Origin of the sequence: Levilactobacillus namurensis, assembly GCF_032197885.1 — a bacterium.
In the GTDB taxonomy this organism is placed as follows: Bacteria; Bacillota; Bacilli; order Lactobacillales; family Lactobacillaceae; genus Levilactobacillus; species Levilactobacillus namurensis_A.
The window spans coordinates 1-25972 of the sequence record NZ_CP134159.1; the positions used below are offsets into that span (position 1 = coordinate 1).

Annotated in this window: 21 protein-coding genes and 2 tRNA genes; 16 read left to right on the forward strand and 7 right to left on the reverse strand. The window is 52.8% G+C overall.

All coding sequences use genetic code 11. From position 1 onward, the window contains the following. The 9 genes from dnaA to rpsR all read left to right on the forward strand — a co-directional run bounded on the left by dnaA (window position 1) and on the right by rpsR (window position 11040). On the forward strand, window positions 1–1350 hold the full coding sequence (dnaA, locus tag RIN67_RS00005) for a chromosomal replication initiator protein DnaA (RefSeq protein ID WP_265000032.1): 1350 nt from the start codon (window positions 1–3) through the stop codon (window positions 1348–1350). Between the two features lie 284 nt (window positions 1351–1634). Continuing rightward, on the forward strand, window positions 1635–2774 hold the full coding sequence (gene dnaN / locus RIN67_RS00010; protein ID WP_265000033.1) for a DNA polymerase III subunit beta: 1140 nt from the start codon (window positions 1635–1637) through the stop codon (window positions 2772–2774). 496 nt (window positions 2775–3270) lie between these two features. Further along, window positions 3271–3498 (forward strand): S4 domain-containing protein YaaA, encoded by a 228-nt coding sequence (gene yaaA, locus RIN67_RS00015; protein ID WP_024747840.1) that lies wholly within the window; start codon window positions 3271–3273, stop codon window positions 3496–3498. Further along, the gene (gene recF / locus RIN67_RS00020) at window positions 3498–4640 is read left to right on the forward strand and encodes a DNA replication/repair protein RecF (RefSeq protein ID WP_265000034.1); all 1143 of its coding nucleotides are present in this window, start codon (window positions 3498–3500) and stop codon (window positions 4638–4640) included. Before yaaA ends, recF begins: the two co-directional genes overlap by 1 nt. Before the next feature lie 20 nt (window positions 4641–4660). After that, window positions 4661–6607, forward strand: coding sequence for a DNA topoisomerase (ATP-hydrolyzing) subunit B (gene gyrB, locus RIN67_RS00025; RefSeq protein WP_024747838.1), 1947 nt, complete (start codon window positions 4661–4663; stop codon window positions 6605–6607). Between the two features lie 74 nt (window positions 6608–6681). Then, the gene (gene gyrA / locus RIN67_RS00030; RefSeq protein WP_265000035.1) at window positions 6682–9234 is read left to right on the forward strand and encodes a DNA gyrase subunit A; all 2553 of its coding nucleotides are present in this window, start codon (window positions 6682–6684) and stop codon (window positions 9232–9234) included. A 621-nt stretch (window positions 9235–9855) separates the two neighbouring features. Then, window positions 9856–10152: a 30S ribosomal protein S6 gene (gene rpsF / locus RIN67_RS00035; protein WP_024747836.1), complete on the forward strand. Its 297-nt coding sequence runs from the start codon at window positions 9856–9858 to the stop codon at window positions 10150–10152. Window positions 10153–10192: 40 nt separating this feature from the next. Beyond that, the gene (ssb, locus tag RIN67_RS00040) at window positions 10193–10774 is read left to right on the forward strand and encodes a single-stranded DNA-binding protein (RefSeq protein ID WP_107739400.1); all 582 of its coding nucleotides are present in this window, start codon (window positions 10193–10195) and stop codon (window positions 10772–10774) included. Between the two features lie 29 nt (window positions 10775–10803). Continuing rightward, window positions 10804–11040, forward strand: coding sequence for a 30S ribosomal protein S18 (gene rpsR, locus RIN67_RS00045; protein WP_024747834.1), 237 nt, complete (start codon window positions 10804–10806; stop codon window positions 11038–11040). A 48-nt stretch (window positions 11041–11088) separates the two neighbouring features. Here the strand turns inward: rpsR and RIN67_RS00050 are convergent, their stop codons facing one another. Further along, entirely contained in the window at window positions 11089–11736 is a 648-nt protein-coding gene (locus RIN67_RS00050) for a nitroreductase (RefSeq protein ID WP_265000036.1), read from the reverse strand. A 180-nt stretch (window positions 11737–11916) separates the two neighbouring features. Here RIN67_RS00050 and RIN67_RS00055 point away from each other — a divergent pair, with 180 nt between their 5' ends. After that, a complete protein-coding gene (locus RIN67_RS00055; protein ID WP_158267215.1) occupies window positions 11917–12378 on the forward strand; it encodes a flavodoxin in 462 nt (153 codons plus the stop codon). A gap of 137 nt (window positions 12379–12515) precedes the next feature. Here the strand turns inward: RIN67_RS00055 and RIN67_RS00060 are convergent, their stop codons facing one another. Then, entirely contained in the window at window positions 12516–13280 is a 765-nt protein-coding gene (locus RIN67_RS00060; RefSeq protein ID WP_265000291.1) for a MerR family transcriptional regulator, read from the reverse strand. A gap of 254 nt (window positions 13281–13534) precedes the next feature. Here RIN67_RS00060 and RIN67_RS00065 point away from each other — a divergent pair, with 254 nt between their 5' ends. From RIN67_RS00065 to dnaB, 3 genes are all read left to right on the forward strand, one after another. Continuing rightward, the gene (locus RIN67_RS00065; RefSeq protein ID WP_265000292.1) at window positions 13535–15547 is read left to right on the forward strand and encodes a DHH family phosphoesterase; all 2013 of its coding nucleotides are present in this window, start codon (window positions 13535–13537) and stop codon (window positions 15545–15547) included. Window positions 15548–15616: 69 nt separating this feature from the next. Next, complete coding sequence (gene rplI / locus RIN67_RS00070) at window positions 15617–16069, forward strand: 50S ribosomal protein L9 (RefSeq protein WP_024747830.1); 453 nt, start codon at window positions 15617–15619, stop codon at window positions 16067–16069. Between the two features lie 653 nt (window positions 16070–16722). Beyond that, window positions 16723–18123, forward strand: a complete 1401-nt coding sequence (gene dnaB / locus RIN67_RS00075) for a replicative DNA helicase (protein WP_056944985.1) — start codon at window positions 16723–16725, stop codon at window positions 18121–18123. Window positions 18124–18492: 369 nt separating this feature from the next. Here dnaB and RIN67_RS00080 read toward each other — a convergent pair whose 3' ends face one another. After that, window positions 18493–19053, reverse strand: coding sequence for a flavodoxin family protein (locus RIN67_RS00080; RefSeq protein WP_265000293.1), 561 nt, complete (start codon window positions 19051–19053; stop codon window positions 18493–18495). Between the two features lie 137 nt (window positions 19054–19190). Between RIN67_RS00080 and RIN67_RS00085 the strand changes: the two genes are divergently transcribed. The 3 genes from RIN67_RS00085 to RIN67_RS00095 all read left to right on the forward strand — a co-directional run bounded on the left by RIN67_RS00085 (window position 19191) and on the right by RIN67_RS00095 (window position 22805). Next, entirely contained in the window at window positions 19191–20366 is a 1176-nt protein-coding gene (locus RIN67_RS00085; RefSeq protein ID WP_265000294.1) for an MFS transporter, read from the forward strand. A gap of 71 nt (window positions 20367–20437) precedes the next feature. Next, window positions 20438–20710: a hypothetical protein gene (locus RIN67_RS00090; RefSeq protein WP_265000295.1), complete on the forward strand. Its 273-nt coding sequence runs from the start codon at window positions 20438–20440 to the stop codon at window positions 20708–20710. 487 nt (window positions 20711–21197) lie between these two features. Then, window positions 21198–22805, forward strand: a complete 1608-nt coding sequence (locus tag RIN67_RS00095) for a peptide ABC transporter substrate-binding protein (RefSeq protein WP_265000296.1) — start codon at window positions 21198–21200, stop codon at window positions 22803–22805. 67 nt (window positions 22806–22872) lie between these two features. Here RIN67_RS00095 and RIN67_RS00100 read toward each other — a convergent pair whose 3' ends face one another. From RIN67_RS00100 to RIN67_RS00115, 4 genes are all read right to left on the reverse strand, one after another. Further along, window positions 22873–23496 carry a hypothetical protein gene (locus tag RIN67_RS00100; protein ID WP_235714931.1) on the reverse strand — a complete coding sequence of 208 codons (624 nt, stop codon included), beginning with the start codon at window positions 23494–23496 and terminating at the stop codon, window positions 22873–22875. A 165-nt stretch (window positions 23497–23661) separates the two neighbouring features. Next, window positions 23662–23734: transfer RNA gene (locus RIN67_RS00105), tRNA-Lys, on the reverse strand. Window positions 23735–23869: 135 nt separating this feature from the next. Beyond that, a complete protein-coding gene (locus RIN67_RS00110; RefSeq protein WP_035181568.1) occupies window positions 23870–25141 on the reverse strand; it encodes an ISL3 family transposase in 1272 nt (423 codons plus the stop codon). Window positions 25142–25379: 238 nt separating this feature from the next. Beyond that, window positions 25380–25452, reverse strand: a tRNA-Lys gene (locus RIN67_RS00115). Window positions 25453–25972 lie beyond the last annotated feature (520 nt).

Here is a 25972-nt window from a genome sequence, read left to right on the forward strand (position 1 = left end):
GTGCCAGAAATGTCAACTTTATGGTCGAGTATTGAAGAGTTGTTCAAACAAAACAGTTCACCGACCACCTATAAGACCTGGATCGAAACCGCCAAGCCCATTTCCTTGGACGGCAACAAGTTGACGTTGGAACTTCCATCACCCCTGCACCGGGATTACTGGACTAATCAACACCTAGACCAGCAACTCGTCGAATACGCATATGAAGCGACCCATGAAGACATTCAACCGGATCTGATTCTAGAAGACGAGCGGCAACAGACCGCGACTCGCGGTGGGCACACCGCCACGGCTGACGCCGCAGAACCCACACCGACTTTTATGAAAGAAACCACGTTGAATCCACGCTACACGTTTGACACCTTTGTCATCGGTAAGGGCAATCAGATGGCCCACGCCGCGGCATTAGTGGTCTCCGAGGAGCCGGGCGTCATGTATAACCCGCTGTTCTTCTATGGGGGCGTCGGGCTGGGGAAGACCCACTTGATGCACGCCATCGGCAACAAAATGCTGGAAGATCATCCCGAGACTAAGATCAAATACGTGACCAGTGAAGCCTTCACCAACGACTTTATCAATGCCATTCGGACCCGTACGCAGGAGCAGTTCCGACAAGAATACCGCAACGTTGATTTACTCCTAGTTGACGATATTCAATTCTTTGCTAATAAGGAAGGAACGCAAGAAGAGTTCTTCCATACCTTTAACACACTGTACGACGACGGTAAGCAAATCGTCCTGACGTCCGACCGGCTGCCGAATGAGATTCCCAAGCTACAGGACCGCTTAGTTTCGCGGTTCGCTTGGGGACTTTCGGTCGATATCACGCCGCCCGACCTCGAAACGCGAATCGCCATTCTACGAAACAAGGCGGACGCCGATGGCATCGAGATTCCCGACGATACGCTCAGCTACATTGCTGGGCAAATTGATTCCAACGTCCGTGAATTAGAGGGGGCCTTGGCCCGGGTTCAGGCTTACCACCAATTGATGCGCCAACCAATCACCACTGACCTGGCGGCGGAAGCCCTCAAGGGACTGAATCTCGCCGACACCAGCGACGTCATCACGATTCCCGTGATTCAAGACCGCGTGGCCGACTACTTCCACGTCTCCCTCAAGGATCTCAAGGGGAAGAAACGCAAGAAAACCATCGTGATTCCACGGCAGATCGCCATGTATCTATCTCGGGAACTCACGGACGCCTCCTTACCCCGCATCGGCAACGAATTCGGTGGCAAGGACCACACCACCGTGATTCACGCGTACAATAAGATTGCCGCATCACTCAAAACGGATACCGAACTTCAGAAAAACATCGCGGACCTCAAAGAAGAACTCCGTCGCTAATCCGTTCGTGACAATTTAGTGCCATCGGCTACCCCTGAACGACCGTTCGGCGGTCTTTTTGTGCCCAGGTCGTGTATGATAGACGGGGGCCACCACGGCGCTTGTGGATAAGCACCGTCAAACGGGCCCAGTTATCCACAAGTTATCCACAGGTGGATAAACCAGGCTACCGGCTGTTTCTCAAAGTTATCCATACTATACACTGCGCTACTACGGCTACTGTTTTTTCTTTTAATTAAGTTAAACCACCGTCACCAGAAATCTAAAGGAGAGTGTTGAAGCTCATGCAATTTACCATTAACCGTGCCGCGTTCGTCAAAGAACTAAACAACGTTTCGCGGGCGATCTCATCCAAGACCACGATTCCCATCCTAACCGGCCTTAAAATTGTGGCCAGTGACACCGGCTTACTCTTGACCGGGTCCAACGCCGATATTTCCATTGAAACCTTGATTCGCTCGGACGATCCCGACATCGGCTTAACGGTCGATGAACCTGGTTCAATCGTCCTAACTGCGCGCTTCTTTAGTGAAATCGTGAAACGCCTGCCCGAAAAGACCATGACAGTCTCCGTCAAAGACGGCTTCCAGACTGAGATCACGTCCGGATCAGCAGCCTTCAACATCAACGGCCAAGACGCCAACAACTATCCGCACTTGCCAGAAGTGGATGCCGGCGATGCCGTGACCCTGTCTGAAGCGGTCTTCAAAGAACTGATCAGCCAAACCGTTATCGCGGTTTCTAATCAAGAAAGCCGGCCGATCCTGACCGGGGTCCACTTTGTCTTGGCTGACAACCAATTCTTGGCGGTCGCCACGGATAGTCACCGGTTAAGTCAACGGCAGATTGAACTGCCAACGCCAAGCAACGCGGCGTTCGACGTCATCATCCCCGGGAAGAGTCTGACCGAACTATCCCGGATGATTGGTGATGACGACAGTGACGTGAAGATGCAATTCTCCGAGAACCAGGTTCTGTTCTTATTAGGTGACACCTCGTTCTACTCCCGCTTGTTGGAAGGGAACTACCCCGACACCTCACGGTTGATTCCTAAGGATGCCTCCACCACGGTGGAATTCGAAGCGCCAGAACTGCTGGCCGCAGTCGAACGGGCTTCCCTGTTGTCCCACGAATCGCGGAACAACGTGGTCAAGTTGACCCTGAAGCCTAGCGATCACCAGGTCACCATCTTCAGTAACTCGCCCGATGTCGGGAACGTCGAAGAAGCTTTGACGCCTAAGACGCTGGACGGGGAAGACTTAGAGATCTCGTTTAACCCCGACTACATGAAGGACGCGTTGCGGTCGTTCGGCCAATCCGTGATTCGGGTGGCCTTCACCTCAGTGTTGCGGCCATTCACGTTGGTTCCAACGGAAGATACCAGCAACTTTATTCAGCTGATTACGCCGGTCCGGACGTTCTAGAACGCCAGTATTGCGACTTTGTGAAATTTCACAAGGACTTAAAATCAGCAAACCACAAAGCGTGGTCCCATCGTAGGGGCCACGCTTTTTTGCGGCCAAGCTGGGGGGGGACAGCCCGGAGAAACGATTCAGGGTTGCGATTCGGTTTGCGCGGGAAGGGACGCGACCGGGAGTTACTCGCGACTTAACTTTCACTCAGTTCCGCCGGTGAAAACTGATGAAAGCTGGGAAGCAACGGTAGCCGCAGCATGTGAAATCCGAACACTAGTTGCGCACGCACCGACCATTGGGGGGATGATTGACTGGTAAAACGCCTAAAAACACCCTAAATCGGCGTTAATCACGCTATTTTGATTTCTGAGCAGATTTACCCAGTTTTTGGCAAAAATATCAAAAACGCCATAAGGGGCCTCAGAGGCCAAAAATCAAGGAGTCCAGCTGTACTTTTAGGCTGAAAGGGGTATAATATAAGTAAAGAAAACGAAGGGGTGAAATTGTGAAAAAAGAGGTTTTCATTGAGACGCCCTACATCACATTAGGCCAGATGCTCAAAGAAGAATCCATTATTGGAACCGGCGGTCAAGCCAAGTGGTTCTTGCGGGAAAACACCGTCAAAGTCAACGACGAACCGGATGACCGGCGTGGTCGCAAGCTGTACCCTGGCGACGAAGTCCTGGTTCCCGATGCTGGATCATTTTTTATACGCTCAAAGCAGGGTGAATAATGTATTTGCAAGAGTTGCAGCTCCAAAATTTTCGAAACTACGCGGCGGCTGATCTGAAGCTCGGCAAGGGGATCAACGTCCTCTTGGGTGAGAACGCCCAGGGCAAGACCAACCTCTTGGAGGCCATCTACGCCCTGGCGCTGACCCGCAGCCACCGGACGGCGAACGACCACGACCTGATCAATTGGGAGGCGAAGACCGCCAAGTTGGCCGGGCGGGTGGTCAAAGCCAGTGGGACGACACCGTTGGAGCTGACTTTTTCACGTCAAGGGAAGCGCGCAAAGATCAATCACCTTGAACAGGCTCGGTTGTCACAGTATGTGGGTCAGCTCAACGTGATTTTATTTGCGCCGGAAGACTTAGCTATCGTCAAGGGAGCGCCCACGGTTCGCCGGCGCTTCATGGATATGGAGTTTGGTCAGATGAACCCGCGCTATTTGTACAATCTGAGTCAGTACCGCACGCTGTTGAAGCAGCGTAACCGGTACCTAAAGGATCTGCAGCACCATCAGCAGCACGACCTCTTGTTCTTGGGTGTGCTGTCTGATCAGCTCGCGGCCTATGGGGCGGAGATCATCTACCAGCGGCTGACGATGCTCCGCAAGTTGGAGCACTGGGCCCAGGCGATTCACGCTGAGATTTCCCAGCACCGTGAGACCCTAGCCTTTCGCTACGCCACACAGGTCGCCGATAAGAATCTGGATGATCCCAAGACCATCTGTGCGGCGCTCACGGCGCTCTACCAGAAGCAACAAGCCAAGGAACTTTATCAGGGGACCACGCTGATTGGCCCGCACCGCGACGACCTGCACTTTCAAGTCAATGACAAGAACGTGCAGACGTTTGGGTCGCAGGGGCAACAGCGGACCACGGCCTTAAGCGTGAAGCTGGCCGAGATCGACCTGATGAAAGCAGAGACCGGCGAATACCCGGTCCTCTTGCTAGACGATGTCCTGTCCGAATTGGACGATGCGCGGCAGACCCATTTACTGACCGCGATTCAGGATAAAGTGCAAACGTTTATTACCACCACCAGTCTGAGCGGGATCACCCGCCAACTGATCAAAGACCCGACGATCTTTCACGTCAGTGCCGGAACTGTGGTGGCCGATGAGTCGCCTGACCATGCGTCAGACGAGTAGTCTGTAAGGAGGATTAGACAGTGGCTGAAAACGAAAAAGAAACCAAAGAAGAAGAAGCCCGCGAATATGACGCCAGCCAGATTCAGGTCCTAGAAGGTCTGGAAGCGGTCCGGAAGCGTCCCGGGATGTATATCGGGACTACCAGTTCGCAAGGCCTGCACCACCTGGTCTGGGAAATCGTGGATAACGGGATCGATGAAGCCTTAGCCGGATTCGCCGATGTGATTCACGTGACGGTCGAAAAGGATAACAGCATCACCGTGACGGATAACGGCCGGGGCATCCCCGTCGATACCCAGAAGAAGACGGGGAAACCCGCTTTGGAAACGGTCTTCACGATCCTGCACGCCGGCGGGAAATTCGGCGGTGGCGGGTATAAAGTCTCCGGTGGACTCCACGGGGTGGGGGCTTCCGTGGTGAACGCCCTGTCTGTCGAATTGGACGTTGAGGTCACCCGGGACGGGAAGCGCTACGCCATGGACTTCACCCGGGGCCACGTGAAGACCCCGATGCACGTGATTGCGGAGGGCTTGCCCGAAGAAGACCACGGCACCAAGGTCCACTTCTTGCCGGATCCGGACATCTTCCGGGAAACCACGACGTACGACATTAAGACGCTGACCACCCGGATCCGGGAACTGGCCTTCTTGAACAAGGGGCTACGGATTACGATTCGGGACAACCGGCCTGACGAACCTACCGAAGATGATTTTCACTATGAAGGTGGGATTCGCCACTACGTCGACTATTTGAACGAGAATAAAACCACGCTGTTTGAACCGCCAATCTACGTGGAAGGGATGGAAAACGGGATTACCGTGGAAGTGGCCCTGCAATATACGGACGACTACCACAACAACCTGTTGACCTTTACCAACAACATCCACACCTACGAAGGTGGGACCCACGAAGAAGGGTTCAAACGAGCGCTGACGCGGGTCATCAACGACTACGCGCGGCAAAACAAGCTGATGAAGGATAACGAGCCCAACCTGACCGGGGATGACGTCCGGGAAGGCTTAACGGCCGTGGTCTCCGTCAAGCACCCGGATCCTCAATTCGAAGGTCAAACCAAGACCAAGCTGGGGAACTCCGATGCCCGGACGGCCGTGGACCATACGTTCGCGGACCACTTCATGCGCTTCTTGATGGAACACCCCGACATTGCCCACAAGATCGTGGACAAGGGGAGTGTGGCTTCTAAAGCGCGGGTCGCTGCTCGGCGGGCCCGGGAAGTCACGCGGAAGAAGAGCGGGCTGGAAATCAGTAACCTGCCCGGGAAATTGGCGGATAACACCTCCAAGGACCCGAAAATCTCCGAACTGTTCATCGTCGAAGGGGACTCCGCCGGTGGGTCGGCTAAGCAAGGTCGTTCGCGGCTGACGCAGGCCATCCTACCGATTCGGGGGAAGATCTTGAACGTGGAGAAGGCTTCGATGGACCGGATCCTGGCGAACGAAGAAATTCGGTCGCTGTTTACGGCGATGGGCACGGGCTTTGGGGACGACTTTGACGTCGCCAAGGCCAACTACCACAAGCTGATCATCATGACCGATGCCGATGTCGACGGGGCCCACATTCGGACCCTGTTACTGACGCTGATCTACCGGTACATGCGCCCACTATTGGACGCGGGCTTCGTCTACATTGCGTGCCCACCTCTGTACCGGGTGCGTCAAGGGAAGTATCAACGCTACATCGATTCCGATGACGAACTGAAAGAAGTCTTGGGTCAATTATCACCTTCGCCGAAGCCGCAGATTCAACGGTACAAGGGGCTTGGTGAAATGGACGCGGAACAACTCTGGGACACGACCATGAACCCAGATAACCGGCGGCTCTTACGGGTTGATGCCAGCGATGCCATCAACGCGGACCAAGTCTTTAGCATGCTGATGGGCGATAAGGTCGCTCCCCGGCGTGAATTTATCGAGGATAATGCCACCTTCGCGGACCTGGACGTCTAATCTGGGGTGCGGTAACGGGTTTCTCAGGCAACTCTGAGGGAACCTTGGCAGTAGGTAGGAACGGAGGATAAATTTTGGCTGATCAAGATTTTGAAAACAAACGGATCACCGACGTGGACCTGACCAAGACCATGCGGACGTCCTTTCTGGACTACGCGATGAGCGTCATCGTCCAACGGGCGTTGCCAGACGTGCGGGATGGGTTGAAGCCCGTGCACCGGCGGATCTTATACGATATGCATGAATTGGGCATTACGCCCGACAAGCCATTCCGGAAGTCAGCCCGGGTGGTTGGGGATGTCTTAGGGAAGTACCATCCCCATGGTGACACGGCGGTCTACGAATCCATGGTTCGGATGGCCCAGGACTTCTCGTACCGCTACATGTTAGTGGATGGGCACGGGAACTTCGGGTCCGTCGATGGTGACGGGGCCGCGGCCATGCGGTATACCGAAGCACGGTTGAGTAAGATCGCGCTGGAAATGCTGCGGGACATCAACAAGGATACGATTGATTATCAAGATAACTACGATGGCAGTGAGCGCGAACCCGTGGTCTTACCCTCTCGGTTCCCCAACCTGTTAGTCAACGGGGCTTCGGGGATCGCCGTGGGGATGGCGACCAACATCCCGCCGCACAACTTGACGGAAGTCATCAGTGCGTTGCACATCTTGATGAACAACCCTGACGCGACGTTGGCGGACCTGATGGAAGCCTTACCGGGACCAGATTTCCCAACCGGGGGAATCGTCATGGGCAAGGCCGCCATTCGCCGGGCTTATGAGACCGGGAAGGGCACCATCACCTTACGGGCGAAGGTCGATATTGAAGAAGAAAAGAACGGAAAGCAACGCATCGTGGCCACGGAAATCCCGTACATGGTCAACAAGGCCAAGCTGATCGAACGCATCGCTGAATTGGCCCGGGATAAACGTATCGAAGGCATCACCGATGTCAACGATGAATCTGACCGGACCGGGATGCGGATCGTGATTGACGTTCGGCGGGATGCCAGTGCCGAAGTCATCTTGAACAACTTGTACAAGATGACCTTGATGCAGACCTCCTTTGGGATCAACATGTTAGCCATCGTTGATGGTGCGCCGAAAGTGCTGGGCTTAAAGGCCATCTTGCAGTACTACCTGGAATTCCAGATGGAAGTCATCCGGCGGCGGACGGCCTTCGAATTGAAGAAGGCGGAAGCCCGGGCCCACATCCTGGAAGGTTTACGGATTGCCCTGGACCACATTGACGAGATCATTACGATCATTCGTGAATCCCAGACGGCCGACGTGGCTAAGAATGAACTGATTACCCGCTTCGCGTTATCCGACAAACAATCGCAGGCTATCTTGGACATGCGGTTGGTTCGGTTGACCGGTCTGGAACGGGAAAAGGTTGAAAAAGAATACAAAGACCTGTTAGCGTCGATCGAAGACTACAAGGAAATCTTGGCGTCGAAGGACCGGCAAAAGGGCATCATTTACGAAGAATTGCTCGATATCCAAAACAAGTTCGGCGACAAGCGGCGGACGGAATTGATGGTCGGCGAAGTCTTGAGCCTTGAAGACGAAGACTTGATTGCCGAAGAAGACGTGGTGGTCTCCTTGACGCATAACGGCTACATCAAGCGACTGCCAACCACCGAATTTAAGGCCCAAAACCGGGGCGGTAAAGGGATTCAGGGGATGGGCGTGCACGATGACGACTTTATTGAACACTTAGTCGCCACCTCCACGCACGACATGCTCCTGTTCTTCACCAACACCGGGAAGGTCTACCGGATGAAGGGTTACGAGATTCCGGAATACGGACGGTCGGCCAAGGGGATTCCTGTGATTAATTTGCTGGGAATCAACACTGACGAACACGTCCAAGCGGTGATCAACGTAGCCAATCCGGGCCAAAACGCCGATATGGACCTATTCTTCACCACGGTTCACGGAACGGTCAAGCGGACGCCAGTAGACGAGTTCGCCAACATCCGGAGCAACGGGCTGAAGGCGCTGAACTTAAAGGACGGCGACGAGCTGATGAACGTGGCGATCATCAAGGATGATGCCAACATGATCATCGGGACCCACTTGGGGTACGCCGTTAGCTTTGCGGCGCAAGACGTTCGGTCCATGGGTCGTTCGGCGACCGGGGTCCGCGGAATCCGGTTGCGGGAGAACGACTACGTCATCGGTGCCAGCGTCTTGAAGCCGGACAGTCGGGTGTTTGTCATCTCCGAAAAGGGGTATGGGAAGCAAACGGCCGCCGCTGAATACCCAATCAAGGGTCGGGGCGGTAAAGGAATCAAGACCGTGAACGTGTCCGCCAAGAACGGACCGTTAGCGGGGCTGACTACTGTTGATGGTGATGAAGACATCATGTTGATCACCAACAAAGGGGTCATGATTCGCTTCAGCATTGCGGACGTGTCCGAGACCGGCCGGGCCACTTTAGGGGTCCACTTGATTCGGTTGAACGACGACGCCGTGGTCGCGACCATGGCGAAGGTGGCTAAGGAAGACGATTCGGGGGATGAAGCCAGTGACGCGGAGACTTCAGCAGATGAAGCCACGGCACCAGCTGATTCACCAGCATCGACGACCGATACACCAGACGCACCAGACAATCTTTAAAAGACACGAAGCGCCGTTCCTGATTTCGGGAACGGCGCTTTTTTGGGTTGTGTGGGGTGTTCGCCTTGCCGGGCGGCCAGACAGGGCTGGAACGCCGTGGGCACCACTTTGAGCCACAGAGCGGTCTCGAAGCTGGGCCTTATTCTAAGTCGGCTGAGGAACGCCAACTAAGAATAATTTCACGGCTGAGCCCTGTCTGGCCGCCCTCACGGCTCACGAAACGCTAAGCTGGTCACCAATGACCGGCTCACCTAAATCTAAATGGCAGGTCTTGGCAGCCACAGAGGGAAGCTAGTGGGGGATTAGCTTAGTAAATGTTTTTAGTTTAAGTTAAGTGCTGCGGTTTAAAAGAAGCTGGGACGCGAATCCACAGCCCTCATCGCCCGAGTGGTCGCCCGGTAAGGCGAATGGCCCTACCACCAGAAAAAGTTTTTCGATAAATTTTAACGGGAAAGCGGAATTACTCTTATAACGTCAGGCATTCCCGTCGGTCGGCCCCGATTTGCCTCAGCCCCATTTTTATGCTATACTTCTAGCTTGTGAGTATCTGGCTAACGCTAGCAACTCTCCTTGCTCCCGTATCTGACGGGGGCCTGAAGTCCATAAGGAGGTGTACGATTCATGGAAACTACGAAATACGAAATTACCTACATCATTCGTCCAGATCTTGACGACGCTGCTAAGACTGCTTTAGTAGAACGGTTTGACAAGATCGTTACGGATAACGGTGCAGAAATCATCAGTTCTAAAGACTGGTCAAAGCGTCGTTTCGCTTACGAAATTGGTGGTTACAACGAAGGTATCTACCACGTGATTACCTTAAACGCAAACGATGACGCAGCTTTGAACGAATTCGACCGTTTATCCAAGATCAACAATGACATCTTACGTCATATGATCGTTAAGCGCGAAGATTAATTCTAACTTTAACTTTTAATTTGAGAGGAGTTATTCAGCAATGATCAACCGAGTAGTACTTACTGGCCGACTGACACGGGATGTTGACTTACGATACACCCAAGGCGGTGCTGCTGTTGCCACCTTTACGTTGGCTGTTGATCGGCGGTTCACCAACCAGCAAGGTGAGCGGGAAGCTGATTTCATCAGTTGTGTGATTTGGCGAAAGTCCGCGGAGAATTTCGCTAACTTCTTCCACAAAGGGTCTCTGGTCGGCATTGAAGGCCGTGTCCAGACCCGGAACTATGAAAATCAGCAGGGCCAACGGGTCTACGTGACCGAAGTGGTCGTCGAAAACTTTTCCTTCTTGGAACCACGGTCTCGCAATAACGCGGGGAACCAGAACCAAGGTGGCAATAACTACGGCGCTCCTGTGAATAACGCACCTCAGAATCAGAATCAAAATGCCAATCCCTTTACCAGCGGCAATCGTGCCCCTCAAGGGAACCCAACGCCTAGTGCGAACAACACGCCGGCGGGGAATTCCAGTGCCAACAACGGAAACAACGGTGGCAACACCAACGATCCGTTCGCAAACACTGGCGATTCAATTGACATTTCTGACGATGATTTACCGTTCTAAAAACTCACTAAACGAGGAGGGAATTATCCATGGCAGGACAACGTCGTGGCGGCCGTCGCCGTCGTAAGGTTGACTTCATCGCAGCCAACCACATCGAATACATTGATTACAAAGACACTGACTTATTACGTCGGTTCATCTCCGAACGGGGCAAGATTTTACCTCGCCGGGTCACTGGTACTAGTGCCAAGAACCAACGCAAGTTAACTATCGCTATCAAGCGTTCACGGATCATGGGCTTAATGCCATTCGTTAACGAAGAATAGTTCTTAAAAAACGACCATCCTGCGGGATGGTCGTTTTTTGATCCAGTATTAATGTTTGAGTGTCAGGATATCGGTGACGGGTCGGCGCTTGGTGCGTAACGCGTTGACCTTACTGTCACTGGGGTAGCCTAAGGCAATCCCCATAAAGATGGCTTGGCCCGCTGGAATGTCGAATTCTTGATGAATCTCTTCGGGGTAGCGCACCAGTTCGTAAGCGGGCACGCCACTGACGCCGTGCTCCTGGGCGGCGAGGAGAATCCCGTACCCGAAGGCCCCCAGATCATAAGCGGAATAGGCCGATGACTTCTGGGGCATGGTCAGGTAGACCAGCGCGGGGGCGTTGAAGAGGTCCTTTTGAACGTCGGCGAACTGGTTGGCGTCACTGCCGAAGAAGCCCAGCATGTTGGAACGCCAGGCGTCCAAGTTCGCTTGGGGAAAGGCCGCCCATTCGGACTTCTTAGGTGGCATGACTTCGGTCCAACTCTTCTGGCCTTGGTTGTGGCGCTGGAAGTGGCTTTGACGTAGGCGCGTCGCGGCCTCTCCCGTCGCGATGTAGACTTTCCAGGGCTGAGTGTTCTCCCAGGATGGGGCGAGTTGCGCTTGGGTGATGATGGCCGTCAAGGTGTCACGGGTGACCGGGCGATTGCTAAAGCTACGGGCGGAGTGGCGCTGGGCCAATAAGTCTTGAGATGGCATTGGCGAAACTTCCTTTCTATACTGCTTAGGGTTACCACTAGTTTACCGCCTTTCAGATAGAAACGACAGCTCGCGGGTCATCATCGTGGGTCATACCAAAATGAAAACAGGACAAACTATTTCCGAATCTGACATTAAGCGTTATCCTTAAAGGTGAAGAGACTTTTGGGAGGGATGTTTATGCAACGAGCAGCTGTCGTTTATTTTTCACAGACTGGCGTCACGGCCAACGCCGCTACCGAGATTCAGCGCGTGCTCGGCGGCCCATTAGTCGAGTTGCACCGCCAACCGGCCTACCCGGAGAATTATTCGGAGTTAGTCCAGATTGCGGATAAGGAACGCGCGGCCCACTTACTCCCAACGTTGATGCCCCTCACCACCACGCTTAGTGACGTGACGACCATCTTCTTGGGCTTTCCGACCTGGTGGAGCCAACCGCCGTTGATCATCAACCAATTCTTTGCCACCACGGACCTGCGGGGGAAGACCATCGTGCCCTTTACCACCAGCGTCAGCAGTCTGATTGACGAAAGTATGGGGACGTTACGCAGCCTGGCGAAGAAGGCAGGCGCGACACTCGCCCCCGGCTTAACGGCGAATTCCCGGGAAGACACGCAGAATTTTATTCGACAATACCAATAGGGCCTGGGATCAATTCCCAGACCCTATTTTTCGACGTTTAGCTACCCAACTTCACGGCTAAATTGCGCGTCCCCAAAATAGTCTTCCCTGGTATTTGAACAACATGTGGGATTAACCAACTCATCAAGTAGGCCTTATTAGTCCTGGGCGTAGCGGAGAATGATGGCTGCCAGGAGCCGTCCGGCTGCGGGATCGCCCACCTTTTGGGCGTAGTACGCTTGGAACCGGGTGTCGGTGCGGTAGAGTTCGGCGAGTCCGCGGTGTTGCGCGGCCGTGTAATTGTTCCACGTGAAACATAACCATTGACGGTGCAGTTGATATACGCGGTGCGCTTCCGGGGACGCCAGATCCTGAGTCTGGCTGACCTGGCGTAATTGGTCAATTAGCGCCTGTTCGGTAGCCTGCATGTCCTGGTAAGCCTCGGCGGAGAGGTTGGTAAAGCGGCGCTGACTCGCGGTGACGGCGGCTTGGCCGTAACGCTGACGGGCCTCGTCACCGTAAGCCTGCTGATTGGCGGTAACTTGTTGCTGCTTGAAGGCGGCAAACTTTTCTGAATCGGTCATGGGAATTCCTCCTTGGTGGGCCGCTAAGGTGCGGTCGAGACTGTTCAGCAAGCGGGTGAGGCGAGTTCGCTCGGCGGCCAGATGCTCCCGTTGCTGGCGGAGTAAAGCGTCCTGTTGCGCTGGTGATTGGGCCAATAGGTGCCGAATCTCCGCGAGGGTGAATCCAAAGGCCTGCCAGTAACGAATCTGCTGGAGCTGGTCGACTTGAGCGGCCGTGTAGGTCCGGTAGTCGTTAGTGGGGTTACGCTGAGCGCGTAAGAGTCCAATCTGGTCATAGTAGCGGAGGGTCCGGGTGCTTAGCCCGGCGAGCGCCGCGAGTTGTGTAATTGAGTAGGTCATCGGGACCACCTCCTGGGCTTGCTTGTAACCTACTCTACAGGTTGCCGTCGCGTCAAGGTCAAGAAAAGTTAGCTTTCCCTCAATAACCGTTTTCAACCCCGCCACACCGGGGTTTGGGTGATAAAGAGATTTTGTGATTACCCCGGGTTGTGATAAAATAGGAGTATTATTTGAAGCGCTTTGTGCCCACCGGTCGAGAACCGGTGAGGGCCACGCTCCGGGACTAGTTACACGAATCAAAATGAGGAGTAAGTATGGATAAACTATTTGCGCGACTGGCGGTGCCCGAGTTCTTACAGAACCGGCGGCTCCGCGGGATCGCTATCATGACGGCGGGTCTAGCCATTCTAGGGATAGTCCTGTCATTTCTGCTTAATTGGATCTTTGGTCTCGTCGTTTTAGTCTTAGTCGGCCTCGCAACTTGGGGCGTCTTTAACACCATGGCCGAAATCGGCGCAGACACCACCCAGTACATTTCTGACCTATCGTTTCAGATTCAACAGGGCGGCCAAGAAGCCCTGATTCGGATGCCACCCGGTGTCTTGATCTTGGGCGACAACGACCAGGTGGAGTGGCTCAACCCGTATCTGCAACGGTACTTTGAGGATCAAAACGCCTTAGGACGGCCCTTAAAGGACGTTGACGCGGAGTTGGCGCAACTGGTGACGGACACGCCGCCGGAGACGCTGAGCACGGTCAAGTGGCGTGATTACCGCTTCACCTTGTACGTGCAACCAGATTTCCATGCGGTCTACCTGTATGACGTGACCCACTACCAGCTGATTCAAGAACAGTACGATAACGAAAAAATCGCCATCGGCCAGATCTTCTTGGATAACTACGATGAGATTACCCAGTCGATGACCGACCAAGACATTTCCAACCTCCGTAATTACGTGACCAATGAGTTGTCAGCGTGGGTTCAGAAGTTCGACATGTACCTCAAGCAACTTGATGATGACCACTACTTTATCTTGGCTTACGCCAAGTCGCTGGCCGCCATTGAGGCGGATAAGTTCAAGATTCTCGACACCATTCGGGAGTCCACGTCGAAGCAGAACTTCCCGCTGACGTTAAGTATCGGGATCGCCTATGGGGACCCGAACTTAAACAAACTGGCTGACCAAGCCCAGAGTAACCTGGACCTGGCGTTAGGTCGGGGAGGCGACCAGGTCGTGGTCAAGGCTGCCGACCAGGAAGCCCGGTACTATGGCGGGAAGACTAACCCAATGGAGAAGCGGACCCGGGTCCGGGCACGGATGATCTCCCAAGCCTTACAAGAGTTGATGAACGAATCCGACCAGATCTTCGTCCAGGGCCACACCCAACCGGACATGGATTCGTTAGGGGCCTGCTTAGGGATTCGCCGGATCGCCAAGATGAATCACAAGACCTGTTGGATCGTCTTAGACCAAGAGACCGTGCACTCTGACGTGCAACGGTTGTTGGATGACTTGAAGGACTACCCAGACATTGCCGAATCCATCATTTCACCGGAAACGGCCATCGAAAAGGCGACCGACCAAAGCATGTTGCTGATGGTCGACCACTCCAAGCCGTCGATCACGATTGCCCCAGACCTTTACCAGCGCCTGGAGAACCGCGTGATGATCATTGACCACCACCGGCGGGGCGAAGAGTTCCCTGAGAACCCCTTACTGGTCTACATCGAGCCTTACGCCAGCTCGACCTGTGAGTTGATTACCGAAATGTTCGAGTACCAGTCACAGGAGAGCGAACCCATCAATAAGGTGGAAGCCACGGCGATGTTGACCGGAATCTTCATTGATACCAAGCACTTCTCCTTACGGACCGGGACCCGGACCTTCGATGCGGCCAGTTATCTTCGGTCCGCGGGGGCGGATGCCATCGAGATGCAACAGTACATGAAGGAAAACGTCGACAGTTACCTGCAGCGGAACCACTTGATCGAGTTAGTCGAGTTCGTCAACGAGGATATGGCCGTAGTCACCGGTGAAGATGACCAGACCTACGATCCCGTGACGGCGGCTCAGGCGGCCGACGACCTATTGAACATGTCGGGCGTCGACGCGTCGTTTGTGATTACACGGCGGGTCGATGGTCGGGTCGGCATTTCCGCGCGGTCGTTGGGCCAGATCAATGTGCAACTGGTCATGGAAGACATGGGCGGAGGCGGTCACTTATCCAACGCGGCCACCCAGATCAGCGACAAGTCCGTGACCGAGGTCAAGCAACAACTGCTGGACATCCTGAATAAGAAGGATGCGCCGGTGGGTGAGGCTTAGGAAAGTTAATTGCGTCAACCGGCGTTTTGACGTAGGATTAATTTAAGGAACAATTGAGGAGTGAACGACGTGAAAGTTATCTTTATGAAAGATGTCCGCGGCAAAGGTAAGCGCGGCGAAGTGAAGAACGTCCCTGACGGGTACGCGCAAAACTTTTTGATCAAACGCGGGTTAGCCAAGGCGGCTAACCAAGCTGCGATGAGTCAACTCAACGCCGAACGTAAAGCTGAGGCTAAGCGTGACGCCGAAGAGTTAGCCGAAGCAAAGCAATTGAAGGACCGTCTGGAAGATAAAAAGACGGTCGTGGAATTGAGTGCCAAAGCGGGAACCGACGGCCGGTTATTCGGGTCGATTCCTAGCAAGCAAATTGTCCAAGCATTAGCCAAGCAATTTGATTTGAAGCTCGACAAGCACAAGGTGGATCTACCAGAACCAATCCGGTCCTTAGGCTTCACCAACGTGCCGGTTAAGCTGCACCCCGATGTGACCGCCAAGATTCGAGTTCACGTCGCTGAAAAATAATGGTAGCGCCTTAGACGAAAGGGTCGTCCCTAGTGGATGGCTCTTTTGTTTTGGGCTAAACTCAAAAATAAGCAGAGCGTAAAGTTCACAGCGGCGCAGATCACGTGTTAAGATTGAAATCTGGTATTATATAATATATATTAAAGTTCGCTGGTCATGCGCTGAAAACGGCCGATACTTGACGGATTTGGAATCTGTCGTGGATTAGGATGGGCTATGCGGGTAGTTCTGGTTTAAAGGGGTCATTCGAATTTGAAATACCTAGTTGAATAGCATCATTCAGCTCGTCAGTTTTTTGAGGGGTGTTTATTGGTTACTAGGGGCTCGTGTGTTGCCAAAAAGGAAAGCTCCCGTTTAGCGTTTTTGTGAGCCGTGAGGGCGACCAGACAGGGCTCAGCCGTGAAATTTGACTTGGGGAGCGTTTTTCAGCTGCCCTAGTCAAAGGCCAAGCTTCGAGACCGCTCTTTGGCTCGAAGTTGTGCCCACGGCGTTCCAGCCCTGTCTGGTCGCCCGGTAAGGCGCATGACGTCGTCGATGTTGAAGGTAAAGCCAGATCCTAATGAAATTTTGATTGCGATTAGGATTTTAGAATAAGCGGTCTGGTTTATAGGTTTAGAACCATTGCGTTAGTCACTAGTTATGAAGGGGTAAGTATGGATAATCAGGCACCATTAACGGACAACACACCACCACAAAACCTCGCTGCCGAAAAGGCCGTCTTAGGGGCGATCTTTTTGAGTACCGACGCGTTGGTGGATGCGCTGGAATATTTGACCCCGGAGGATTTCTATCGCCGGGAGCATCAGATCATTTTTCAAGCCATGATCGACCTCAACGACCGGGATGAAGCCATTGACGTGGTGACCATCACCGACCGATTAACGGCTAAGAATGAACTCGATGATGTGGGCGGGGTCACCTACATCGCCGAATTGGCGGGCGCTGTTCCGACGGCGGCCAACGCCACTTATTATGCAAAAATCGTCCAGAATAAGGCCGTCTTACGACGGTTGATTCAGACGGCGACCAACATTGTGACCCAGGGGTACGCCGAAGACGGGACCGATGTGAATGAACTCCTAGACAACGCGGAACGCGACATTATGAACGTGGCGGAGATGCGGAGTCAGTCCGGGTTCAAGCCCATTCGGGACGTCTTGAATACCACGTTTGAAGATATTAACGAACTGGCCGAAAAGGGCGATGCCATTACCGGGCTTTCTACCGGATACGCGGAGCTCGACAAGATGACCACGGGACTGCACGACGACGAACTGATGATCCTCGCCGCCCGACCGGCCGTGGGGAAGACCGCGTTTGCCTTAAACATCGCGCAGAACGTAGGGACCAAGACCGACAAGACCGTCGCCATCTTCAGTCTGGAAATGAGTGCCGAGTCGCTGGTCAACCGGATGCTGTGTGCGGAAGGGTCGATCGACGCCAACCACTTGCGGACGGGACAACTGTCCGAAGACGAGTGGCAGAACCTGATCGTGGCCATGGGCAGTCTGGCCAAGGCCAGCATCTATATCGATGATACGGCCGGAAACAAGATTACCGAGATTCGGGCTAAGTGTCGGCGGCTGGCTAAGGAAAAGCAGAACCTAGGATTGATCGTTATTGATTACCTGCAACTGATCGAAGGGACCAATCACGAAAGTCGGCAACAAGAAGTGTCGGATATTTCCCGGCAACTCAAGAAGCTGGCTAAGGAACTCCACGTGCCCGTCATCGCCCTGTCCCAACTCTCACGGGGAGTGGAACAGCGCCAGGATAAGCGGCCGGTGTTGTCCGATATTCGGGAATCCGGTTCGATCGAACAAGATGCCGATATTGTGTCCTTCCTGTACCGGGATGACTACTACGAACGGGAAGGCGACGACGCAGACGGTGGCGGAAACGACAGTGATCCACGGGACGAAGGGGACCAAGACGTCGGCGAAGTCGAAGTCATTATTGAAAAGAACCGGTCGGGTCCGCGGGGAACCGTGAAGCTGCTGTTTGTTAAATCATTTAACAAATTCTCATCCGTAGCCCACGTTCCAGAGGGATAAATACTGATTTATCCGGATAATTAATTAAGCATGAGGAGAATAAGCCTAAAAATGAGTGTGACTGGTCAAAATTCATACGGATGTGCCAGAAAGTTCACAATTTCATCATATTTAGCGCTTAGTATATAGAGCATAGAAGTTAACCAATCGGTTGACCTCTACCAAAGATTAACAATCTTTTTTTCATGTACTCCTCCTCCCCTGGAATAATGAAAAAATTAGTTAACGTCATTCTTAATGACGTTACCCCTACTCCGATGACCATCGCTTTCCCCGAGCGGTGGTTTTTCTTTTGCTTAAAATCACGAAAGGTCCCATCCGCTCACGGTAAACGTGGGTTGGACGGGACCTTTTTGCGGTCAATAATGCTTAAGATTTTGTTTCACGTGAAACAGATTGGGTCATGGTCACCAGGGCCTGGCGTAGCTTGAGTGCTTCGGCAGGTAGCGTGGCCTGCTGCTGAAGGTCGGTGGGGCCATCAGCAATCGCCGTAGCGGCGCCCATGTAAGTCATTTTCAACCAATCGCAGGATTCCGCAAAGGCCTTACTGATGATATCCGTGGCTTTGTTGGCGGGATCATCGACCCCGACCACTAAGAGGTAGACCCGCTTGCCAGCGAAGTCGAACCCGGTGGTGAAGCTGTCGAACCAGCGGTCCATGAAGGTCTTGAGCTGCCCGGACATGTTGTACCAGTAGACCGGGGTGCCAATGACGATATCGTCTGCCACCGCGAACTGGGCCATTAGGGTTTCGTAATCGTCGCGCGTGTCGCGTTGTGGTTGGCCGGTTCCCCGCTGATCCAAGTCAAAGTTGAGGTGCTGGTCGATCAGGTGCAGGGTGGTGTGGGGAATCCCGGCCAATAGGCGTTCACCGAAGGCAACGGTATTGCCATTGGTTCGGGAACTGCCGTTGATGAAGAGCGTGGTCATGGTGTGAACCCTCCTTTTGCTCTTAAGTTTAGAAAAAGCCCACGAGAAATGCAATTAAAGCGTTTCCTAAGCTGGTGATAAACCTAAGAGTCGTGTTAGAATGAAAATTAGAATTTTCTAAGAAAAGGGGTCAGACCATGCGTGAGATTCGGTTACGCTGGTTACTGCTGGGGGCACTCTGCAGCAGTATCGGTATGAGTTTTATCTGGCCACTGACGACAATTTATCTCCATGATCGTTTAGGCGTTTCATTGACCGTCGTTGGGGTCATCTTATTGTTTTATTCCCTCGCCAATGTGGCGGGAAGTCTCTTAGGGGGGCGCTTATTCGACCGGCTGAATCCCTATTATCTGTCACTTGGCGGGGTCAGCCTCTCGCTAGTGACCCTCTTGACGTTGGTCTTCCAGCACGGCTGGCCGGCCTTCCCGATTGCCCTGATCTTCCTGGGCTTCGGGTCCGGGTGGACGTTGACCATGGTCAATTCGTTGGGGACCACGATCCACAGTCGGGACGGGCGCTACATCTATAACATGCTGTACTTCGCGCAGAACCTGGGAATCGTGATTGGGACCGCGATGGTCGGCTTCATCTACAACATCAGCGTCACGCTCCTGTTCAGCATCGCCACGGCCCTCTTCGTCTTACTCCTGTTGGTGGTCACGTTCCATTACCGGGCGCCCGCGGTCATGCAGCGCCGGCCTACAGCTAAACACGACCAGACCGCGACGATTGCCCACCCTAACCTCCGAATCATGGGGACCTTCTTCACGAGCCTAGTGGTGGTCTGGATCATGTATGAACAGTGGAACTCGAACCTATCCGTTTACATGACGGGGATGGGGATTCCCTTACGCGACTACAGTCTATTATGGACCATCAATGCCGGTCTGATTGTGACGTTCCAGATTATCTTAAACCGGTTAGCCCACTACTTCCACAGTTTGTATATACAGGTCTACGCGGGGATTCTCTTCGTGGCGTTGTCGTTCGTTACGTTGATTTTTGCCAAGGACTACCTACACTTCGTCCTGGCCATGGTCATCTTGACCATGGGTGAGGCGACGGCCTTTCCGGCGATTCCGGCGATTGTCAATCAGTTGACTCCCGCCGTGGTCAAGGGGAAGTATCAGGGGATGGCCAACGCTTGGGCCTCGGTCGGCCGGGCGTTTGGCCCCCTGTTTGGCGGCCTGGTGATCGACTTCGCGTCGTACACGGCCCTGTTCGTGATTGCGGCGATCGCCATCGTGGCAATTTTAGGCGTCAATCTGGTAGTTGTGGCGCGAAATCATCATTCCGTCACCCTTTATAAATGATATAATAGCCCTATAAAGAGTTTTCTAAGGAAACCATCGGAGGAACAATTTAGGGATAGGGGACGCACAAAATGAAAAAATTAATCCGGGAAGTCGGGGGCTTGCTGGTGGGATTCGTAGCGGGATTCCTATTGTTTGGGATGCAACCGACCCAGACACGGTCGACCGTGACGGACTCCGTGGTGCAGCCGGCCTCTGGTCAGACAGCGGTGCAGTTGGATAGTCAGACGGGCAAAAAGGGGCACGTCGAGATGAAGACCCAGACCACCACCAGTCAGGCGGGGAAGACCGTCAGTCGCGAGACCAGCACGTTCCAGCAGCAACAGCCAACACGTAATCATTAATGTATAAAGCGAAATATTTTAGCACGCAACGCCCCGTTTAGCGGTGGTTGCGGATTAACGGGTAACCCTAGTCAGGTCTAGGGTTACCCGTTTTTTGATGGCGTGAAAACACCTAGCATGCATAAAAATGAATATTTATAAAACGATTGACAACTAAAATGAATGATGATAAATTATAGAGCAATTGCAAGGAAAGACTAAGCCAAGAAGAGTACCGCCAGGGAAGGTGTCCAGCAAGTTCGGGTAGCTGTAAGCCGAACCCCCGGAACTGGTGGGAACGGCTCTTGACGTCGGAACGGTGAAGACAGTAGCCGTTCCTGGGGCGTGCCCATTACAGCACGGCGTGTTCGATTCTGGACACAGTGAGAGATAAACCAAGGTGGTACCGCGAAGCATTCGCCCTTGTTGACTGCAGAGACAGTCGACGGGGACGAATGCTTTTTTACGTCAACGGTAAAACTGAATAAGCAATTGAGGAGATTTGGATATGAAAAAATTAATGGGATTTAGTTTCGGGATACTGGCGATTTTAACATTAGCGGGGTGTGGCACGTCGCAGGCTAAGAGCAAGGATGCGGACCTAAACGTGACGTTGGTGGGAAATCCGGCTACGGCAAACCCGGCCATCATGGGCGATGTGAACAGTTCTAGCCTGGTCTCCCAAGTCGAAGAAGGGCTGTATACCCTGAACAAGAAGGGCAAGGTCGTTGCGGGGGTCGCGGAAAAAGTGGTCAAGCCGACCCACAACGGCACGGTCTACACGTTTAAGATCAAGAAAAACGCTAAGTGGCAGAACGGTGACCCCGTGACGGCGCAAGACTTCGTCACCTCGTTCCGGTGGCAGGTCAACCCCAAGTCCAAGTCCCAGGTGGCCAACAAGATGAAGTACCTGACCAACTACGATGCTATTCAGGCCGGGAAGAAGTCGCCGAACACCTTAGGGGCTAAGGCCTTGGATCAGCGGACCTTACAGCTGACGTTGACTAAGCCGCAGCCTTGGCTGTCGGATATTCTGGCCACGTTCGGGTACCCGATCAAGACCGACCTCTTCAAGAAGTACGGCAACCACTACGGGACCTCGTCGGATAAGATGATGGCGGAAGGGGCCTATAAGCTGGTCGGCTGGAGCGGAAACTCGGACAGCTGGCATTACGTGAAGAACCCGCATTACTGGAACGCTAAGAACGTGAAGATCAAGCAGGTCAACGTGCAGGTCGTCAAAGACCCCGGGACCGCATCGAACCTCTTCAAGTCTGGCAAGGTCCAAGAGACCTTCTTGTCGGGACAGTACATCAAGCAAAACGCTAAGAACCCTGAATTGACCACCACGTTGAACAGTTCCATGCGGTTCTTGGAATTCAACGACAAGCGGAAGATCACCCACAACACCAAGGTACGGCAAGCCTTCTCCTACATCGTGAACCGGAAGCAGGTCACCCAGAACGTCTTACAGGATGGGTCCCAACCGGCGAAGAGCCTGATTCCTTACGGGGACGGCAATGACCCGACCACGGGGAAGGACTTCTCTCAAGACGTCGGTAACCTCTTGAGTTACAACCCTAAGAAGGCCACGGCCCTATGGAAGAGTGCTAAGAAAGAACTGGGCATCCAAAAGGCAGACTTAGAGATGATCACGGCCGATACCGACGAACAGAAGCACGTTGCCCAGTACCTGCAACAACAGGCCCAGAAGTACATGCCGGGCTTGACCATCACCATCAAGTCCCTGCCACTCGCACAACAGATCAACCGGGGGTCCGAAGGGGACTACGACATTGACCTGGATGGCTGGCAGACAGATTGGCGTGACCCAGCGGACTTCCTCCAGATGGCGGATGGGACCAGTTCCGTGAACTTCACCAAGTGGGATAACGCCCACTTCACGAACCTGATGAAGCAGATCGACGACACCACCACCCATACCACGCAGCAACGGTGGGATTTAATGAAGGAAGCGGACAAGTACGTGATCCAACAAGCGGGCTTAGTACCGCTGTATCAACAAGCCAAGGCCCACTTAGTTTCCAAGGAAGTTGGCGGCTTGACCTACAGTATCACCAGCGACGCCCAATATAAGTATGCTTATTGGAAGTAATTCAACTCGTTAGACGTTAAAAAGCCCTCCGTTCGGGTGAACGGGGGGCTTTTGTGTGCAGTGGATGTTATTGGACGTGAGCGCGGAAGTTGTGGTGCAGGCTGGGCAACACCCAGCGGTCGGTTGCCGCGATAATCACGCCGTTGAAGAGCATGGAGTAGACGGTCGCCACGTTAACGGAGTAAAGCTGATGGGTGCCGAGGACGCAAACCACTAACATTAGGATTGGCGGGATAAAATCGACGAATTGCGAGAGGGTCGCCCGACCATCGAGGTAGAGAAACCGTAAAATATTGGAGGTGTCGTCGTTCGGGTGCATCACCAGGTTGGCCCGTTGGTAGATGGAGATGGAAATGGCAAAGATGGTGACCCCCAGGATGCTGAGGAGCAGGCGCCAAGGTGCTGCCAGGCTGGGAAGCCCCCAAGACTGGAAGAGGGCCACGAAGAGGTCGATGAAGTAGCTGAAGCTTGCGATAAAGCAGACCTCACCGATCCAGCGCCAGGCGTCCCAGTGGTGAATCAGGAATTGATTCAGCGTGGCACTTCCCACCCCCACGATGAAGAGAATCAGGCCCACGTCGCCGTGGAGCCAGTTTGCGATATTGACGCACGCGGCGGTCCAGATGCCACTGCCGAAGTTGGCAGAAACCGAGAGTGCGTTGCCAAAGGCGTTTAACACGAGCCCAATCACCAGCGCCAAGAAGCGATAGGGGTATCCATTCTGTTGTTGCGTAGCCAAGGGGCCTCGCCGTCCTTTTATGGATATTTGCTCATTGTAATGGATAAATAATCATTTGGTAAACAAAAAATCAGCTATTCCGGAGAAGCTCCCGCGGAATAGCTGATTTTAACATGATGGGCAGTCAGGGGATCGAACCCTGGACCCACGGATTAAGAGTCCGTTGCTCTGCCAGCTGAGCTAACTGCCCATGTCTTATCAACGAGAACTATCATATCATGTAACCTTGGTAGGGCGCAAGCTTTTTTTGAAATTATTTTATTTTTATGCAATTTAAGGGGTTCTTCGTCAACTGTTGTTGGTGAACAAAATATTGGAGTTCTAATCACTTGGTGATTAGAGCTCTTTTTGTATGAACTCGAAAAGCGAACAGCACTCTTAGCCGGAATCTGAAGAAGTTTCGGTAACCAAATCCAGTGCGTTTAATGACTTTAATCTTGTTGTTTGAACCTTCTAAGGGCCCGTTGGTGTAATGGTGAGTAAAGGTATTGCCAATTTCATCATGATGAGTCGCTAGGGTCTGGAGGGTTGCCAACATCTCTTCCGAGCAGCCCTCTAAGTGATGGAATACTTGATTATAGTTGGGCCAATCACGGTTTTTGATGGTTTCACGTAACCGATTCATCACGTTGTAAGTTTGCTTGAGCTCGGGATCAATGTCCAATAAAGCATCAACCACATCAGTGGCAGTCGCTGGATAAGGGAAGTTTGTCCACTTACGGAAAGCTTCGTAGTTGAGGTGATTTTCCGGCGTTAATAATAGTTTCCAATAGCGTTTTAGGGCGTGATACTCGCGTGAGGAAGTCGCCAGGGTTTTCATGAGGCGCACCCGCGTCTTATTAAAAGCTCGATTTAAAGCGTTAACCAAGTGGAACGGATCGATGACAACGATGGCGTTCGGAAAGATCTGCCCCACCAATTTGGGATAGGTATAGTTCATATCGGTGACGATAATTTTCACATTTTCTCGCGCAGCCTGGTCGTAATGCTGGAAATACTTTTGAAGCTGATAAATGGTCCTAAAGGGTAACAGGTCGATCAATTCGTGGGTTTCCGCATCCATAAATTCAAAGCTCATCGCGTCGGTGGCGCTCTTAGTGCTTTTAACTTCGTCCATGAGGAGAACTTTTGGTAAATAGTGCCAGTTGGTTTGAAAGTCCCGTTCAGCGCGCAAGAGCTGCCGACCAACGAATGAATCCGAAGTGGATAACTCATCGGCAATGTGTTTGAGCGAAACCGGTTCGGTCAGTTTTTCTAAGCATTGTTTGCGGGTCGTATTTGAAATCGTGCAGTGTTTCGGCACCGCATTCGTCTGCGCCAGGAAATTGGTATGACAAGCCTTACAGTGAAAGTTTCGCCGATTGAGACACAGGATAACGGTGCTGCCCAATGTTTTTGCGAATCTAATGGTGGTCTTCCGCCAACCATAGCCAATAATTTGGTGATCATTGATAATCCCACAATTGCGGCATGCCTTGGGGGTGTAGTTTAGGGACCCCACCAATCGAATCACTCCATCATCACCCACTTGTCCTTCCTCAATTATTAAGTGTTCATCATCTATTCCTAACAACATTTTCGTAGTATCATTTGACATAGGGCATTTCCTTTCTTGACTTAATTCTGTGGTGGGAGCAAGTTAACGGACGGGAGATGTCCGCTTTTTTATTCTAATGATAAACAAAAAATCTGTCATCAGTAATAGATAAAAATCTATTACCAACAACAGATATTGTAGAACCATTTAAGGGTGGGGCGTTACTAAAATTTTGGCCATAAAAAAATCAGCAACCACGATCATCAAATCGTGAAAGCTGATTAGTGTGAAGATATGATGGGCAGTCAGGGGATCGAACCCTGGACCCACGGATTAAGAGTCCGTTGCTCTGCCAGCTGAGCTAACTGCCCATATCTTTTCGACGAGAACTATCGTATCATGTAACCCCGGGATAACGCAACCCCTTTTGCTAAAAAAGTTACCGAAAATTTTGCCTATGGGTCTTTTAGGGGGTCAGCTACGGGACTTTTTGTGGGTGACCCTGACGGAATTTGGAAGCCATTCTTCCCGGTACCTGACTTGAGTCACTGACTTATCTGGCGAAAGCTTCTGGTGGACCGGTGCCCGGCCACGGGGTTATTCTAGGGTGGAATCCCGGAATGACGGGGGCTGGGACCTAACGTTTCTGGCCCGGACAAGATGGCATAACCCGTGGACGGTATTTCCCGGGAAATGTTTAGGTTAAGACCAGCTTAAAGCGTTGGGGGAACTGACCTGAAACCCGGTTCGGGATGTGTTATAATTCAGGTAGCACTATTTTGCCGTCACTGGAAGTTTATCAGGACGGTCAGTGCGACCTGTGTGTCACCGGCGTTCGAGCGATTGCTCACGCCACTACGATATGACTTTAAACGATAAGAATCTGCACCA